We start from the raw sequence: 14,943 nt of genomic DNA on the forward strand, positions 1-14,943 counted from the left end.
CGCCCAGAACTTCGGATTCGGTTAAAACCGCACCCGTAAACAACGAATAACATCGCTCCGGACTTGCATGACGAGCGAGTCCCGGTGCATGGTGGACCCGTGGCCAGTCGCAGCGCAGACTCCCGGAACGGGAACGGATCGTCCCCCTCGGTCGATGCCGTCTCCCTCGCGATCATCGAGCAGCTCCAGGAGGACGGGCGCCGCCCCTACGCCGCTATAGGCAAGGCCGTCGGCCTGTCCGAAGCGGCCGTGCGGCAGCGCGTCCAGAAGCTGCTCGACCAGGGCGTCATGCAGATCGTCGCCGTCACCGACCCGCTCACCGTGGGGTTCCGGCGACAGGCGATGGTGGGCATCAACGTGGACGGGGACCTCGATCCCGTCTCCGAAGCCCTGTCGTCGATGGCCGAGTGCGAGTACGTGGTGATGACCGCGGGCTCGTTCGACCTGATGGTGGAGATCGTCTGCGAGGACGACGACCACCTGCTGGAGACGATCAACAAACGCATCCGGGCCATCCCCGGTGTGCGCTCCACCGAGAGCTTCGTCTACCTCAAGCTCAAGAAGCAGACCTATATGTGGGGAACCCGATAGCCGTGAGCAAGGACCTCAGCCGTACCGCGTACGACCACCTGTGGATGCACTTCACCCGCATGTCGGACTACGAGACCGCGCCCGTACCCACCATCGTGCGGGGTGAGGGCACTTACATCTACGACGCCGACGGCAAGCGCTATCTCGACGGTCTCTCCGGCCTGTTCGTGGTCAACGCCGGTCACGGCCGTCACGAGCTCGCCGAGACGGCGTACAAGCAGGCGCAGGAGCTCGCCTTCTTCCCGGTGTGGTCCTACGCCCACCCGAAGGCCGTCGAGCTGGCCGAGCGCCTCGCCGACTACGCACCGGGCGACCTGAACAAGGTCTTCTTCACCACCGGCGGCGGTGAGGCCGTGGAGACCGCCTGGAAGCTGGCCAAGCAGTACTTCAAGCTGCAGGGCAAGCCGACCAAGTACAAGGTCATCTCGCGCGCCGTCGCCTACCACGGCACCCCGCAGGGCGCCCTGTCGATCACCGGCCTGCCGGCCCTGAAGGCCCCCTTCGAGCCGCTGGTCCCCGGCGCGCACAAGGTGCCGAACACCAACATCTACCGCGCCCCGCTGTTCGGCGACGACCCGGAGGCCTTCGGCCGCTGGGCCGCCGACCAGATCGAGCAGGAGATCCTGTTCGAGGGCCCGGACACCGTCGCCGCCGTCTTCCTGGAGCCGGTGCAGAACGCCGGCGGCTGCTTCCCGCCGCCGCCCGGCTACTTCCAGCGCGTCCGCGAGATCTGCGACAAGTACGACGTGCTGCTCGTTTCCGACGAGGTCATCTGCGCCTTCGGCCGCCTCGGCACGATGTTCGCCTGCGACAAGTTCGGCTACGTGCCGGACATGATCACCTGCGCCAAGGGCATGACCTCGGGCTACTCCCCGATCGGCGCCTGCATCGTCTCCGACAAGATTGCGGAGCCGTTCTACCAGGGCGGCAACACCTTCCTGCACGGCTACACCTTCGGCGGCCACCCGGTCTCCGCCGCGGTCGGCATCGCCAACCTCGACATCTTCGAGCGCGAGGGCCTGAACAAGCACGTCCTCGACAACGAGAACGCCTTCTACACCACGCTGCAGAAGCTGCACGACCTGCCGATCGTCGGCGACGTCCGCGGCAACGGCTTCTTCTACGGCATCGAGCTGGTGAAGGACAAGGCGACCAAGGAGACGTTCACCGACGAGGAGACCGAGCGCGTCCTCTACGGCTTCCTCTCCAAGGCGCTGTACGACAACGGTCTCTACTGCCGCGCCGACGACCGTGGCGACCCGGTCGTCCAGCTCGCCCCGCCGCTGATCTCCGACCAGTCGACCTTCGACGAGATCGAGGGCATCCTGCGCGAGGTGCTCACCGAGGCGTGGACGAAGCTCTGATCCACCCCTGACCGCCGGCCGGGCCCACCACCCGGCCGGCGGTCATTTCATACGGTCCACACGGCCCGGATTCGCCCGTACGAGTGAGAAGCGGCGCATCCGGGCCGCGTGCTGTGCGCACACCCCGGTCCGACTACCTACGGTGCCGAGTGACCGATCGGCCGCGTCTTCGTTCCCCCGTACGGGGGAACGGGAAACTGACTTGAACCGAGGTGTACGCCATGGTGGCCCCGCCGGACAACGACGTGATCTGGGCGCGATCCCTGCACCACTCCCACAACGGGTCACCCGGCCTCGGCGGGGTGTCGCTGGGCGTCCGCACCGGCGAGATCCTCGCCGTGACCGGCCCCCGGGGCAGCGGGAAGACCACCCTGCTGCACTGCCTGTCCGGCCGACTGGTGCCCCAGCAGGGCGAGGTGTGGTTCAACAGCGTGCCCGTGCACACCATGGGCCCGCGGCTGCGCGAGCGGCTGCGCCGCGACCGGTTCGGCTGGATCGGCGCCGAGCCGCAGCTCGTGCCGGAGCTGACCGCCTGGGAGAACGCCGCCCTGCCGCTGCTGCTGCGCGGCGCCTCGCACCGGGCGGCGAAGAAGGCCGCCACCGAGTGGCTGGAGCGGCTCGACATCGCGGACGCCGCCAGGAAGCGCCCGCACGCCCTGCTGCAGGCCGAGCGCCAGCGGATCTCGGTCGCCCGCGCCCTGGCGGGATCGCCCGCGGTGATCTTCGCCGACGAACCGACCGCCACCCTGCACCGGGCCGAACGCGCCCAGCTGCTGCGCACACTGACCACCGCGGCCCGCTCGCACGAGATCACGGTGGTGCTCGGCACCCACGACGCCGAGGTCGCGGCGCTGGCCGACCGCACGGTCGCCCTGCTCGACGGCCGCCGCGTCAGCACCGGCGCCCTGCCCGCCGTGCCCGACACGGAGGGCCGCTCGGCGTGCTCGCTCTCCGTCTAGCCCGCGGCACCCATCCGCTGGTACTCACCCGGCGGCTGCTCGTCGCCGCCGCGTCCGCCGGCGTCGGCTTTCTGCTGCTGTGCACCCTCGGCTACGCCTCCGGGCACCCGGGGCGGTCCTCCGACTCGGTGCTCCGGCTGCTGTGGTGCCTCGTACCGCTGGCCGCGACCGTGCAGTTCGCGATCGCGGTCGCCCGCACCGATCCGAGCACCCGGCCGCGCCACGGCCTGTCCGCGGTCGGCCTCGGCCCCTTCCGGCTCTCCGTGCTGGCCGCCGTCTCGACCGCCGTCGCCACCACCCTCGGCTCGGCCGTCGCGCTGCTCTTCTTCCTGCACCTGCGCGGCGACCTGACCGGGCTCCCGTTCGACGGCGAGGCGGCCGGCCTGCTGGGCGCGGACGCCCCGCTGCCGCTGGCCGCCGCCCTCACCCTGCTGGCGCTCGTGCCGCTGACCGCGTCGGCCGGCAGCGCCCTCGCGCTGCGCTCCCGCCGGGAGTCCCGCGCCGCCGCCTCCCCGGACCCCGACGGGTTCCCCGCCGAAGACCTCACCCCCCCCGCCCCGGCGCCCGGCGGCCTGCCCTGGGGGGTGGCGCTGACCGCTGCCGGACTGGCCGTCGAGGCGTACGCCGGCCGCGGCGCGAGCGGGAACCCCTTCCCGCTGCCCGGCCGCCTCGACTCCACCCCCGCCGGGGTCCTGGCGGGCTGGACGCTCACCGCGATCGGGCTGGCGCTGGCGGGGCCGGGGCTCTCCCACCTCGCCGGCCGGCTGCTCCAGGCGGTCCGCCCCGGCGCGGTCCGGCTGCTGGCCGGGCGGGTGCTGATGGACGAGGCCCGCCGCATCGGCAGGCCCCTCGGCGTCGTCTGCGCGGTGGTCTCCGCCGGCATCGCCGCCGCGGCCCTGCACGACTCGGGCCCCCGCCCGTACGGGCCGCTGACCGCGCTCGGCGCGCTCCTCGTCCTAGGCTGCACCACCGCGACCCTGCTCACCTCGGCCCTGGAGGCCAGGCAGGACCGTGCCCGCACCGCCGAGACCCTGCTGCGGATGGGAGCGCCCGCCTCGGCGCTGCGCTCCGCGACCGCACTCCGGGCCGGCGTCCTGCTGCTGGTCTTCGCCCCGCCGACCTGGATCATCGCGGAACTCGCCGCACTGCCCCTGTCGGCCTGAACGCCCCTCCCCCGTACGAAGGCCCCGCCCCGGACCGCTCCCCTTACCCACCGGTCCCGGGCGGGGCCTTCGTACAGGGCGGACAGGGGCGTCGAAGAAGGCGTGCCGGCCGTCCCCGGCCGTCTGCCGTAAAGGTCCCTCCGGCTCGCACGCCGGGCACAGGGCTGTCGCGGCAGCGTCGGGCGGGCAGCTTCGCGACGGGGCCGCGCGGTACCGCCCGCCCTCACCCCCGCGCCGCGAGCACCACCGTCTCCGCGGCGTCGAAGGTGACCCCGACGACGGCGCCCTCGTCGGGGGTGTCGCGCAGGGCGCACTCCGCCTCGACCACCGGTCCCCGGTCCGGTGTGAGCAGCACGGTGACGCGGTTGCCCCGGAAGGTGCGTACACCGACCACGCAGCGCAGGCCGTCGCCGGGGGCGCCGAGCCGTACCCCGGCGGGGCGTACCAGCAGGTCGCAGCGGCCCTGCGGGGGCTTGCCGGCCACCGGGACCTCGCCCCAAGGGGTGGTGGCGGCGGCGCCGGTCACCGTCGCCCCGACCACGTTGTCGAAGCCGAGGAAACGCGCGACGAAGGCCGAGGCCGGGCGCTGCCAGACCTCCAGCGGCGTGCCGGTCTGGGCGATCCGGCCGTCGCGCATCACCACCACCCGGTCGGCGAGCGCGAACGCCTCGCCCTGGTCGTGGGTGACGGCCAGGACCGTGGTGCCCAGGCGCGCGAAGAGCGTGCGCAGCTCGACCACCAGCCGTTCGCGCAGGCTGCGGTCGAGCTGACCGAGCGGTTCGTCCAGCATCAGCAGACGGGGGTGCGGGGCCAGCGCGCGGGCCAGCGCCACCCGCTGCTGCTCGCCGCCGGAGAGCGCCGCCACCGCCCGGCGGCCCGCGCCCGGCAGCCCGACCAGGTCGAGGAGTTCGGCGACCCGGCCGTCCCGCTCGGCGCTCCGGGCGCCCCGCATCCGCAGCCCGAAGCCGACGTTCTCCGCCACGTCGCGGTGCGGGAAGAGCTGGTGGTCCTGGAACATCAGACCGAGGCCCCGCCGGTGCACCGGCACGTTCCGCTGGTCCACACCGTCCAGCAGCACCTTCCCGCCGTCCAGCGGCTGAAGGCCGGCGACCGCCCGCAACAGGGTGGACTTGCCGCTGCCGCTGGGGCCGAGCACGCAGACGATTTCGTGGTCGGCGACCTCCAGGTCCACGGCGTCCAGTGCCGCCCGCCCGCCGAACCGGACCGTCGCCGCTTCCAGTCTCAGCATGGTCAGAACTCCCCGGATCGGTCGGTGCGGATACGTTCGAGCAGCAGCAGCGAGACCGCGCAGACCAGCATCAGGATCGTGCTGAGCGCCATCGCCTGCCCGTAGTTGAGCTCCCCGGAGCGGCCCAGCAGCCGGGCCACCGCCACCGGGAGGGTCGGGTTGTCGGGGCGCGCGACGAAGACGGTCGCACCGAACTCGCCGAGCGACACGGCGAACGCGAAGCCCGCCGCGACCAACAGCGCCCGGCGGACCAACGGTAGGTCCACCTCCCGCCAGGCCCGCAGCGGCGAGGCCCCGAGCACGGCCGCCGCCTCGCGCAGCCGCCCGTCGACCGCCCGCAGCACCGGCAGCATCGTCCGCACCACGAAGGGAACGCCCACCAGCGCCTGGGCCAGCGGTACCAGGATCCAGGAGGTCCGCAGATCGAACGGCGGCTCGTCCAGGGTAATCAGGAAGCCGAAGCCGACGGTCACCGCGGACACCCCGAGCGGCAGCATCAGCAGCGCGTCGAAGCCGCGGACGAGCCGCCCCGCCCGGCGGGTGAGCGCGGCGGCGGCGAGCCCGCCGACGACCAGGGCGACGGCGGTGGCCGCCAGTGCGTACTGGAGTGAGTTCCAGATCGCCGACAGCGGCGCCACCAGGAAGGTGGACCCGCTCGCCTCCGCCGACGCGAGGGCCCGGTAGTACCCGAATCCGTACCCCTCGGGCAGGTCGAACGACCGCTCCACCAGCACGCCGAGCGGCAGCAGGATCAGCAGCAGCGCGGTCAGCAGCACCAGCGCGAGCAGCGCCCACTGCCCCGCGCCGCGCGGCCTGCGGGAGGTCTGCGCCGGATCGACCAGCCGCAGTGCCGTCTCCCGGCGGCGTACGGTCCAGCCGTGCAGGGCCAGGACCGCGCCGACGGCCGCGAACTGCACCAGCGTCAGCACGGCGGCGGTGGGCAGGTCGAGCAACTGGGCGGTCTGCCGGTAGATCTCCACCTCCAGCGTGGAGTACGCCGGGCCGCCGAGGATCTGGACCACGCCGAAGGAGGTGAAGGTGAAGAGGAAGACCATCAGCGCGGCGGCGGCCACGGCCGGCGCCAGCGCGGGCAGCGTCACCCGGCGCCAGGCGGCGAACCGGCCGGCGCCCAGGACGCGGGCGGCCTCCTCCTGCCGCGGGTCGAGCTGCGACCAGAGGCCGCCGACGGTCCGCACCACGACGGCGTAGTTGAAGAAGACGTGCGCCAGCAGGATCGCCCAGACCGTGGTGTCCAGCCGGACGCCCCACAGCTCGTCGAGGAGGCCGCCCCGGCCGAGCAGCGCGAGGAAGGCCGTGCCCACGACCACGGTGGGCAGCACGAACGGCACGGTGACGACCGCCCGCAGCAGTTGCTTGCCCGGGAAGTCGAAGCGCGCGAAGACGTAGGCGCCGGGCAGTGCGATCAGCAGGGTCAGCGCGGTGGACGCCAGCGCCTGCCAGGTGGTGAACCAGAGCACGTCCCGCAGGTCGGCCCGGCCCAGTACCTCGCCGACCCGGCCGAACTGCCAGCCGCCGCCGGTGCGCAGCCCGCGGCCGACGATGGCGGCGACCGGGTAGGCGAAGAACACCGCGAAGAACGCGACGGGCACGGCCATCAGCCCGAGCCGCACCGCCGTCCCGCGCACCCCGCCGCCGGACGCGGACCGGGCAGGCCCGTCCCCCCGGCCCTTCCCCGGCGGGCCGGGGAGGACCGGGTCCGCGGACCGGGCCGGTGCGGAGGGGATCACTTCACCGCGATGGAGGACCATGCCCGGACCCACTGCTCGCGCTTCTCGGCGATCTTCGCGGGGGCGACGGTGGCCGGGGCGTCGACGGTCGCGCCGAACTTTGTGAAGAGCTCCGGCAGCTTCGTGTCCTCGACCACCGGGTTGACGAACATGTTCAGCGGCATGTCCTGCTGGAACTCCGCGCTGATCAGGAAGTCGAGCAGCGCCTTGCCGCCGGCCTCGTTCTTCGCCCCGTCCAGCAGCCCGGCGAACTCGATCTGCCGGAAGCAGGTGCCGGTGGCGACGCCGGTGGGGGCCTCGGTGGGCTGCGGATCGGCGTACAGCACCTCGACGGGCGGGCTGGAGGCGTAGCTGACCACCAGCGGCCGGTCCCCGCCGGTCTTCTTGCCGCCCGCGGAACCGGAGAACTCCTCGTTGTACGCCTGCTCCCAGCCGTCCACCACCTTGACGCCGTTGGCCTTGAGCTTCTTCCAGTAGTCCTGGTAGCCGTCCTCGCCGGAGGCGGAGACCGTGCCGAGCAGGAAACCGAGGCCGGGCGAGGAGGTCGCGGCGTTCTCGGTGACCAGCAGGTCCTTGTAGGCGGGCTTCAGCAGGTCCGCGAAGGAGGAGGGGGGCGCCAGCTTCTTGTCGGCGAAGTACTTCTTGTCGTAGTTCACACAGATGTCGCCGGTGTCGACCGGCGTGACCCGGTGCCGGTCGTCCAGCACGGTGTCGGCGGAGACCGCGTCGAGCCCCTTCGCCTCGTACGGCGTGAACAGGCCCTCGTCGAGGGCGCGGGAGAGCAGCGTGTTGTCGACGCCGAAGAAGACGTCGCCGCGCGGGGAGCCCTTGGTGAGGATCTCCTGGTTGAGGGCGGCGCCTGCGTCGCCGCTCTTGAGGACCTTGACGGTGTAGCCGGTCCGCTTAGTGAACTCCTTCAGCACGCCCTTGGAGACGTTGAAGGAGTCGTGGCTGACCAGGGTCACGGTAGTGGAGCTCTTCGCCAACGCGCCGGAGTCGTCGGAACCGCCGCAGCCGGCCAGCACCGTGACGCCGAACGCGGCGGCGACCGCGGTCGCCGCGTACTTCGTGGTGGTGTGCATGTGGATTTCCTCCTGGGGGTGACCAGGAAGAGACGCGGCCCTGCCCGCCTCCGGCGAACCGGAAGCGGGCAGGGCGCAACAGCTTGAGTACTGTCCGAACTTCCTACCCGGAATGACCCGGGCGAGGTTCAGAGGGTCTGCGGCCATCCGTGTGACGGTGCCGCACTCTCAGCGCTGTGGCGCTCCCCTGTCGGAATATGAAGTTGAATGCGGCCCAAGGCTACACGGAGCGTGGCGCCGGGGGACTCCCCCGGTGCCTCGGACGGCCGGGAGGCCGCGGAAGCCCGTGGCTCCGGGCCGGCCGGGGCCGCGCCCTCTCAGCGCTCGGAGGCCGCGAGCTGGCCGCAGGCGCCGTCGATCTCCTGGCCGCGGGTGTCCCGGACGGTGACCGGGACACCGTGGGCGGCGATGGCCTCCACGAACGCCCGCTCGTCCTCGGGACGGGACGCCGTCCACTTGGATCCGGGGGTCGGGTTCAGCGGGATCAGGTTGACGTGGACCCGCTTGCCCTTCAGCAGCCTGCCGAGCAGGTCGCCGCGCCACGCCTGGTCGTTGATGTCGCGGATCAGGGCGTACTCGATGGAGATCCGGCGGCCCGACTTCTCCGCGTACTCCCATGCGGCGTCCAGGACCTCGCGGACCTTCCAGCGGGTGTTGACCGGCACCAGGGTGTCGCGCAACTCGTCGTCCGGAGCGTGCAGCGAGACGGCGAGACGGCACTTGAAGCCCTCGTCGGCGAACCGCAGCATGGCCGGGACCAGGCCGACGGTGGAGACGGTGATGCCGCGCTGCGAGATCCCGAGGCCGTCCGGCTCCGGGTCGGTGAGGCGGCGGATGGCACCGACGACCCGCTTGTAGTTGGCCAGCGGCTCGCCCATGCCCATGAAGACGATGTTCGACAGGCGGGCCGGTCCGCCGGGCACCTCACCGTCGCGCAGCGCCCGCATGCCGTCCACGATCTGGTGGACGATCTCGGCGGTGGAGAGGTTGCGGTCCAGGCCGGCCTGGCCGGTCGCGCAGAACGGGCAGTTCATGCCGCACCCGGCCTGCGAGGAGATGCACATCGTGACGCGGTCCGGGTAACGCATCAGGACGGACTCGACGAGCGTCCCGTCGTGCAGCTTCCACAGCGTCTTACGGGTGGTGTCGTCGTCGCAGCTGATATGCCGCACCACGGACATCAGGTCCGGGAACATCGCCGCGGCGAGCTTCTCCCGCGACGCGGCGGGGATGTTGGTCCACTCCGCCGGGTCGTGCGCGTAGCGCGAGAAGTAGTGCTGCGAGAGTTGCTGGGCGCGGAACGGCTTCTCGCCGGTCTCGGCGACCGCTTCCTTGCGCTCGGCGGGCGTGAGGTCGGCGAGGTGCCGCGGGGGCTTCTTGGCTCCGCGGGGCGCGACGAAAGTGAGTTCTCCGGGCTTAGGCATGGTTCATCCAGTGTCGCAGACGTGACGGCGAAGGCCCGCCGTCCTGTGGACGGCGGGCCTTCGCGCAGTGAAACAGCCAGTCGGCGGGGTGCGGTCAGCCCGATCCGACGAACAGGACCAGCAGCAGCCAGACGATCGGGGCGGTCGGCAGCAGCGAGTCCAGGCGGTCCATGATGCCGCCGTGGCCCGGCAGCAGCGTGCCCATGTCCTTGATGCCGAGGTCCCGCTTGATCATCGACTCGCCCAGGTCGCCCAGGGTGGCGCTGGCGGCCACCGCCAGGCCCAGCAGCAGTCCCTGCCACCAGGACCCGCCGTCGATCAGGAACTCCATGCACAGGGCGCCGGCCGCCATGGCGAAGCCGATGGCGCCGAACAGGCCCTCGCGGGTCTTGCCCGGACTGATGCGGGGGGCGAGTTTGTGGGTGCCGAACCGCCAGCCGACGGCGTAGGCGCCGGTGTCGCTGACCACCGTCAGTATCAGGAAGGTCAGGACCCTCCAGGCCCCGTCGTCCGCCGCCAGCATGAGAGCGACGAAGGTGGCGAGGAACGGCACGTAGAACGCGGCGAAGACCCCCGCCGTGACGTCCCTGAGGTACCCCTCCGGAGGTTGGGTCATGCGCCGAACCAGGACGGCCAGCGCCGTCAGCGCCATGGCGACCCAGGCGCCCTCGGGGCCCCGCGCGTAGCCGGCGACGACCATGGCCGCCCCGCCGACGGCGAGCGGCACGAGGGGTGCCTTGATCCCCTTGCGCTCCTCCAACCGGGAGGTGAGCTCCCACAGGCCCACGACGACGGCGAGCGCGACCACGCCGACGAAGACGGCCTTCACCACGAAGAGTGACGCGAAGACCACGACGCCGAGCCCGACGCCGACCCCTATGGCCGCGCGCAGATCCCGGCCCGCGCGCTTCTTGGGCGGCGCGGACGGAGGAGGCGTCGGGACGGGGGCGGTCATGGGCTCCTGCGGTACTTCGTCCCGGAACAGGGGGCCGCTGACGTGCGTGGCCTCCCCGTCCCGGTCGTCCGCGTCGTCTCTACCTGCGTCGGGAGCGTCCGGCACGATGGGCATGGGCCGAGTCTGCTGGGCGCCGTGCATATCGTACGCAGGACCCGCCGGAGCGGCCCCCATCTCGGGCGTACCCCAGTATCCGGCCCCCCGCGGGGCACCCCAGGAAGAGTCGTTCATCAGACTTCGAGCAGCTCGGCTTCCTTGTGCTTCAGCAGCTCGTCCACCTGCGCCACGTACTTCGCGGTGGTGTCGTCGAGCTCCTTCTCCGCGCGGCGCACCTCGTCCTCGCCGGACTCCTTGTCCTTGACGAGCTTGTCGAGGGACTCCTTCGCCTTGCGGCGGATGGAGCGGATCGAGATCTTGGAGTCCTCGGCCTTGGTCTTGGCGACCTTGATGAACTCCTTGCGACGGTCCTGGGTGAGCTCGGGGAAGGTCACCCGGATGATGTTGCCGTCGTTGCTCGGGTTGACCCCGAGGTCGGAGTCACGGATCGCCTGCTCGATGTTGCGCAGCGCGGTCTTGTCGAACGGCGTCACGACGGCCATCCGCGGCTCGGGCACCGAGAACGAGGCGAGCTGGTTGATCGGGGTCAGCGCGCCGTAGTAGTCGGCGACGATCTTGTTGAACATCGCCGGGTGAGCGCGGCCGGTGCGGATCGCGGCGAAGTCCTCTTTCGCGACGACAACGGCCTTCTCCATCTTCTCCTCGGCTTCGAGGAGGATTTCTTCGATCACCACGTGCTCCTGCGTGTCTTGGTCGGGCCCGGCATCGTCCACGCCCGGCCCTGCGGGTCCTGCGTCGCGTCCTCACCTGCACGGTGTCCGACCGGCAGGCCGTTGTCCATCCTTGGGGCCGTCAGGCCCGGGTGCTCTGGTCGCTCACGAGCGTGCCGATCTTCTCACCCTTGACGGCACGGGCGATATTGCCCTCGGCCGTCAGCTCGAAGACGAGGATCGGAAGCCGGTTGTCCCGGCAGAGCGTGATCGCGGTGGCGTCCGCGACGCGGAGGTTGCGGCCGATCACCTCGCCGTACTCCAGCGCGTCGAACTTCACCGCGGCCGGGTTGGTCTTCGGGTCGGAGTCGTAGACCCCGTCCACCCCGTTCTTGCCCATGAGCAGCGCCTCGGCGTCGATCTCCAGGGCCCGCTGGGCGGCGGTGGTGTCGGTGGAGAAGTACGGCATGCCCATACCGGCGCCGAAGATGACCACACGGCCCTTCTCCAGGTGCCGCACGGCGCGCAGCGGGATGTACGGCTCCGCGACCTGCCCCATGGTGATGGCGGTCTGGACGCGCGAGTCGATGCCCTCCTTCTCCAGGAAGTCCTGGAGGGCCAGGCAGTTCATGACGGTGCCGAGCATGCCCATGTAGTCGGACCGGGCCCGGTCCATGCCGCGCTGCTGGAGCTCGGCGCCGCGGAAGAAGTTGCCGCCGCCGATGACGACGGCGATCTCCGCGCCGTCGCGCACCACGGCCGCGATCTCGCGCGCGATGGCGTGCACGACGTCGGGGTCGACCCCGAGCCCGCCGCCGCCGGCGAAAGCCTCGCCGGACAGCTTCAGCATGAAGCGCCCGGACACCTTGTCGTCGCGCTTGTGGTCAGCCGTGTTGGCGTCCGCGCCCTTGTCCATGGAAATTCTCCTCGTGCACATACGAAGAAGGCCATTGCCGGTGGGTCTGGTGTCCCTCAGCGGCAATGGCCTCCTCGTCAGATCCGCGGTCGCCCGGCCGGGGGTGCGGCCGGCACGACTGCATCAGACCCTATCGGGGTCCGCCGTGTTTTCGCGGACGGACTCAGATGCCGACCTTGATGCGCGTGAAGCGCTTCAGGGTGACACCGGCCTCGTCCAGGACCTTCTGGACGGACTTCTTGTTGTCCAGGGCGTAGGGCTGGCCGAGGAGGGTGGCCTCCTTGAAGAAGCCGTTGACGCGACCCTCGACGATCTTCGGGAGGGCGGCCTCGGGCTTGCCCTCGGCGCGGGTGGTCTCCTCGGCGACGCGGCGCTCGGCCTCGACGACCTCGGCCGGGACGTCCTCGCGGGACAGGTACTTCGGCGCGAACGCGGCGATGTGCTGCGCGAGACCCTTGGCCAGGTCGGCGTCGGCCTTGTCCAGCTCGACCATGACACCGATCTGCGGGGGCAGGTCGGGCATCGTGCGGTGCATGTACACCGAGACGAAGGCGCCGGTGAACTGCGCGAAGCGGTCCAGGACGATCTTCTCGCCGAGGTTGGCGTTGGCCTCGTCCACGAACGCCTGGACGGTCTTGCCCGGCTCGATCTCGGAGGCGAGCAGCGCGGCGAGGTCGGCCGGGGAGGTCGCGGCGACGTGCGCGGCGAGCTGGTTGGCGACGGCCTGGAACTTCTCGCCCTTGGCGACGAAGTCGGTCTCGCACTTCAGCTCGACGAGGACGCCGGAGGTCTTGTCGTCGGAGACGATGGAGACGACCGCGCCGTTCTCGGCCGAACGGCCTTCGCGCTTGGCGACGCCCTTCTGGCCCTTGATACGGAGGGCTTCGACCGCGCCGTCGACGTTGCCGTCGGCCTCGTCGAGCGCCTTCTTGCAGTCCATCATGCCTGCGCCGGTGAGCTCACGGAGCTTCTTGACGTCGGCGGCGGTGTAGTTCGCCATGAGTCTGTATGTCTCTCTCGAAGTCTGAACGATCTACGGATGAACGGCGGGAGAGGTGCTCGTGGCACCGTCCCCCGCCGTCGATCTGTCATGCCGGAGGCGTGAGCCCTACTTGGTGTCCTCGGCGGGAGCCTCGGCGGCCGGAGCCTCGGCCGCGGGGGCCTCGGCGGTCTCGGCCACGGGGGCCTCGGCGGTCTCGGCGGCGGCCTCGGCCGGCTCCGCGTCGGCGACCTTCTCGGTCTCGGCGGAGGACTGCACCTCGGCGTCGTCCTTCTTGTCACCCTCGAGCAGGTCGCGCTCCCACTCGGCGAGCGGCTCGCCGGCGGCCTTGTCGCCCGGCTTCGAGTCGCCCGTGGCGGCACCGGAACGGGCGATGAGGCCCTCTGCGACGGCGTCGGCGATCACGCGGGTGAGCAGGGTGACGGAGCGGATGGCGTCGTCGTTGCCCGGGATCTTGTAGTCGACCTCGTCGGGGTCGCAGTTGGTGTCGAGGATCGCGACGACCGGGATGTGGAGCTTGCGCGCCTCGCCGACGGCGATGTGCTCCTTCTTGGTGTCCACGATCCAGACGGCGCTGGGCACCTTCTGCATCTCGCGGATGCCACCGAGGGTCTTCTCCAGCTTGGCCTTCTCGCGCGAGAGGACCAGGAGCTCCTTCTTGGTGAGGCCGGAGGCGGCCACGTCCTCGAAGTCGATGAGCTCCAGCTCCTTCAGACGCTGAAGGCGCTTGTAGACGGTGGAGAAGTTGGTGAGCATGCCGCCGAGCCAACGCTGGTTGACGTAGGGCATGCCGACGCGCGTCGCCTGCTCGGCGATGGCCTCCTGGGCCTGCTTCTTCGTACCGACGAACATGATGGAGCCGCCGTGGGCGACGGTCTCCTTGACGAACTCGTAGGCGCGGTCGATGTACGACAGCGACTGGAGCAGGTCGATGATGTAGATGCCGTTGCGCTCCGTGAAGATGAAGCGCTTCATCTTCGGGTTCCAGCGACGGGTCTGGTGACCGAAGTGGACGCCGCTTTCCAGCAGCTCCCGCATCGTGACGACGGCCATGGCCGTACTCCTCGAGTTACTCGGTTATCGCGATCGCAGGTTTGCGCTCGCGCCTGACGCCCCGTACGCGCCGTGCCACGAAGGACCGAGAGGCGCGGCCACCGTCCGCTGAGAGGGAGGTGGAGGGGCGTGCGAAGTCGACCCGGTCACCCGGGTCGCCACAAGAAGTGTACGGGACCGCGGGAGTGCAGGGTGACGGCGATGTCCACAACCGGCGAGTAGTCCACAGGGGCGGCCCATGATCCCCGCGGAAGCGGGTCTTCGGGGATCGTTCCGGCATGCGCTCTCCGCTGCTCCTGCCCCGCCCGCACCGCCCGACCCGCCTGCCGGACCGGCTTCCGGAGTGCCTACCGGACGGCCTCCCGGTCCCGCCCCCGGCCCGCCTCCCGGACCGGCGGCTGCATCGCTGCCGGGGTCGGCCCCCCGGTGGGCGCCTCGGGCGGCGCCCTGGCCGGTGCCTGCGGGGGCCGGTCTCGTCGAGGGTGCGGGGGCGGCTCGCGTCGGTGCTGGCGCTGCCACTGGCCGTGACGGTCGCTGTCGCTGTGGCCGGGGCGGCTCCGCAGGCGGTGGCCGGGGCGGCTCCGCCGGCGGTGGCCGGGGTGCCGGGTGGTGACGCTCCGGTGGGTGGCACGGTGAACGGTCCGGGGAGCCGGGCCACGGATGCCGGGGAGC

The 14,943-nt window shown here is 71.4% G+C and carries 13 protein-coding genes and 1 riboswitch; of the genes, 4 read left to right on the forward strand and 9 right to left on the reverse strand.

Going from position 1 to position 14,943, the window contains the following annotated elements; genetic code table 11:
* The first annotated feature begins 84 nt into the window (after window positions 1-84).
* The 4 genes from Q0994_RS13185 to Q0994_RS13200 all read left to right on the forward strand — a co-directional run bounded on the left by Q0994_RS13185 (window position 85) and on the right by Q0994_RS13200 (window position 4,077).
* A complete protein-coding gene (locus tag Q0994_RS13185; RefSeq protein ID WP_299534129.1) occupies window positions 85-591 on the forward strand; it encodes an Lrp/AsnC family transcriptional regulator in 507 nt (168 codons plus the stop codon).
* Window positions 576-1,955: an aspartate aminotransferase family protein gene (locus tag Q0994_RS13190; protein ID WP_299533283.1), complete on the forward strand. Its 1,380-nt coding sequence runs from the start codon at window positions 576-578 to the stop codon at window positions 1,953-1,955. The genes Q0994_RS13185 and Q0994_RS13190 overlap by 16 nt, the downstream gene beginning before the upstream one ends.
* Window positions 1,956-2,176: 221 nt before the next feature.
* Window positions 2,177-2,914 (forward strand): ABC transporter ATP-binding protein, encoded by a 738-nt coding sequence (locus tag Q0994_RS13195; protein WP_299533285.1) that lies wholly within the window; start codon window positions 2,177-2,179, stop codon window positions 2,912-2,914.
* The gene (locus Q0994_RS13200; RefSeq protein ID WP_299533287.1) at window positions 2,896-4,077 is read left to right on the forward strand and encodes a hypothetical protein; all 1,182 of its coding nucleotides are present in this window, start codon (window positions 2,896-2,898) and stop codon (window positions 4,075-4,077) included. Before Q0994_RS13195 ends, Q0994_RS13200 begins: the two co-directional genes overlap by 19 nt.
* A 223-nt stretch (window positions 4,078-4,300) precedes the next feature.
* On the opposite strand, the gene Q0994_RS13205 is transcribed toward Q0994_RS13200, so the two are convergent.
* The 9 genes from Q0994_RS13205 to rpsB all read right to left on the reverse strand — a co-directional run bounded on the left by Q0994_RS13205 (window position 4,301) and on the right by rpsB (window position 14,271).
* Window positions 4,301-5,326, reverse strand: a complete 1,026-nt coding sequence (locus tag Q0994_RS13205; RefSeq protein ID WP_299533289.1) for an ABC transporter ATP-binding protein — start codon at window positions 5,324-5,326, stop codon at window positions 4,301-4,303.
* Window positions 5,327-5,328: 2 nt separating this feature from the next.
* A complete protein-coding gene (locus Q0994_RS13210; protein WP_299533292.1) occupies window positions 5,329-6,942 on the reverse strand; it encodes an iron ABC transporter permease in 1,614 nt (537 codons plus the stop codon).
* Window positions 6,943-7,070: 128 nt separating this feature from the next.
* Window positions 7,071-8,156 carry a thiamine ABC transporter substrate binding subunit gene (locus Q0994_RS13215; protein WP_299533294.1) on the reverse strand — a complete coding sequence of 362 codons (1,086 nt, stop codon included), beginning with the start codon at window positions 8,154-8,156 and terminating at the stop codon, window positions 7,071-7,073.
* 82 nt (window positions 8,157-8,238) lie between these two features.
* Window positions 8,239-8,355, reverse strand: a riboswitch (TPP riboswitch).
* Window positions 8,356-8,473: 118 nt separating this feature from the next.
* Window positions 8,474-9,580 carry a 23S rRNA (adenine(2503)-C(2))-methyltransferase RlmN gene (gene rlmN / locus Q0994_RS13220; protein ID WP_299533296.1) on the reverse strand — a complete coding sequence of 369 codons (1,107 nt, stop codon included), beginning with the start codon at window positions 9,578-9,580 and terminating at the stop codon, window positions 8,474-8,476.
* Window positions 9,581-9,674: 94 nt separating this feature from the next.
* Window positions 9,675-10,766, reverse strand: a complete 1,092-nt coding sequence (locus Q0994_RS13225) for a phosphatidate cytidylyltransferase (protein ID WP_299533299.1) — start codon at window positions 10,764-10,766, stop codon at window positions 9,675-9,677.
* The gene (frr, locus tag Q0994_RS13230) at window positions 10,766-11,323 is read right to left on the reverse strand and encodes a ribosome recycling factor (RefSeq protein ID WP_014153794.1); all 558 of its coding nucleotides are present in this window, start codon (window positions 11,321-11,323) and stop codon (window positions 10,766-10,768) included. Before frr ends, Q0994_RS13225 begins: the two co-directional genes overlap by 1 nt.
* Window positions 11,324-11,444: 121 nt before the next feature.
* A complete protein-coding gene (gene pyrH, locus Q0994_RS13235) occupies window positions 11,445-12,218 on the reverse strand; it encodes a UMP kinase (RefSeq protein ID WP_299533302.1) in 774 nt (257 codons plus the stop codon).
* Window positions 12,219-12,381: 163 nt separating this feature from the next.
* The gene (gene tsf / locus Q0994_RS13240) at window positions 12,382-13,218 is read right to left on the reverse strand and encodes a translation elongation factor Ts (protein ID WP_299533304.1); all 837 of its coding nucleotides are present in this window, start codon (window positions 13,216-13,218) and stop codon (window positions 12,382-12,384) included.
* A gap of 108 nt (window positions 13,219-13,326) precedes the next feature.
* Window positions 13,327-14,271 (reverse strand): 30S ribosomal protein S2, encoded by a 945-nt coding sequence (gene rpsB / locus Q0994_RS13245; RefSeq protein ID WP_299533306.1) that lies wholly within the window; start codon window positions 14,269-14,271, stop codon window positions 13,327-13,329.
* Window positions 14,272-14,943: the final 672 nt, after the last annotated feature.

The sequence above is a fragment of the uncultured Streptomyces sp. genome (genome assembly GCF_947488945.1).
Taxonomy (GTDB): domain Bacteria; phylum Actinomycetota; class Actinomycetes; order Streptomycetales; family Streptomycetaceae; genus Streptomyces.

Excerpts from the sequence above, each read along its gene's own strand:
- Q0994_RS13195 (WP_299533285.1), top strand. The coding sequence starts at position 2,177 with ATGGTGGCCCCGCCGGACAACGACGTGATCTGGGCGCGATCCCTGCAC.
- Q0994_RS13205 (WP_299533289.1), bottom strand. The coding sequence starts at position 5,326 with ATGCTGAGACTGGAAGCGGCGACGGTCCGGTTCGGCGGGCGGGCGGCA.
- Q0994_RS13210 (WP_299533292.1), bottom strand. The coding sequence starts at position 6,942 with ATGGCCGTGCCCGTCGCGTTCTTCGCGGTGTTCTTCGCCTACCCGGTC.
- Q0994_RS13215 (WP_299533294.1), bottom strand. The coding sequence starts at position 8,156 with ATGCACACCACCACGAAGTACGCGGCGACCGCGGTCGCCGCCGCGTTC.
- rlmN (WP_299533296.1), bottom strand. The coding sequence starts at position 9,580 with ATGCCTAAGCCCGGAGAACTCACTTTCGTCGCGCCCCGCGGAGCCAAG.
- Q0994_RS13225 (WP_299533299.1), bottom strand. The coding sequence starts at position 10,766 with ATGAACGACTCTTCCTGGGGTGCCCCGCGGGGGGCCGGATACTGGGGT.
- pyrH (WP_299533302.1), bottom strand. The coding sequence starts at position 12,218 with ATGGACAAGGGCGCGGACGCCAACACGGCTGACCACAAGCGCGACGAC.
- tsf (WP_299533304.1), bottom strand. The coding sequence starts at position 13,218 with ATGGCGAACTACACCGCCGCCGACGTCAAGAAGCTCCGTGAGCTCACC.
- rpsB (WP_299533306.1), bottom strand. The coding sequence starts at position 14,271 with ATGGCCGTCGTCACGATGCGGGAGCTGCTGGAAAGCGGCGTCCACTTC.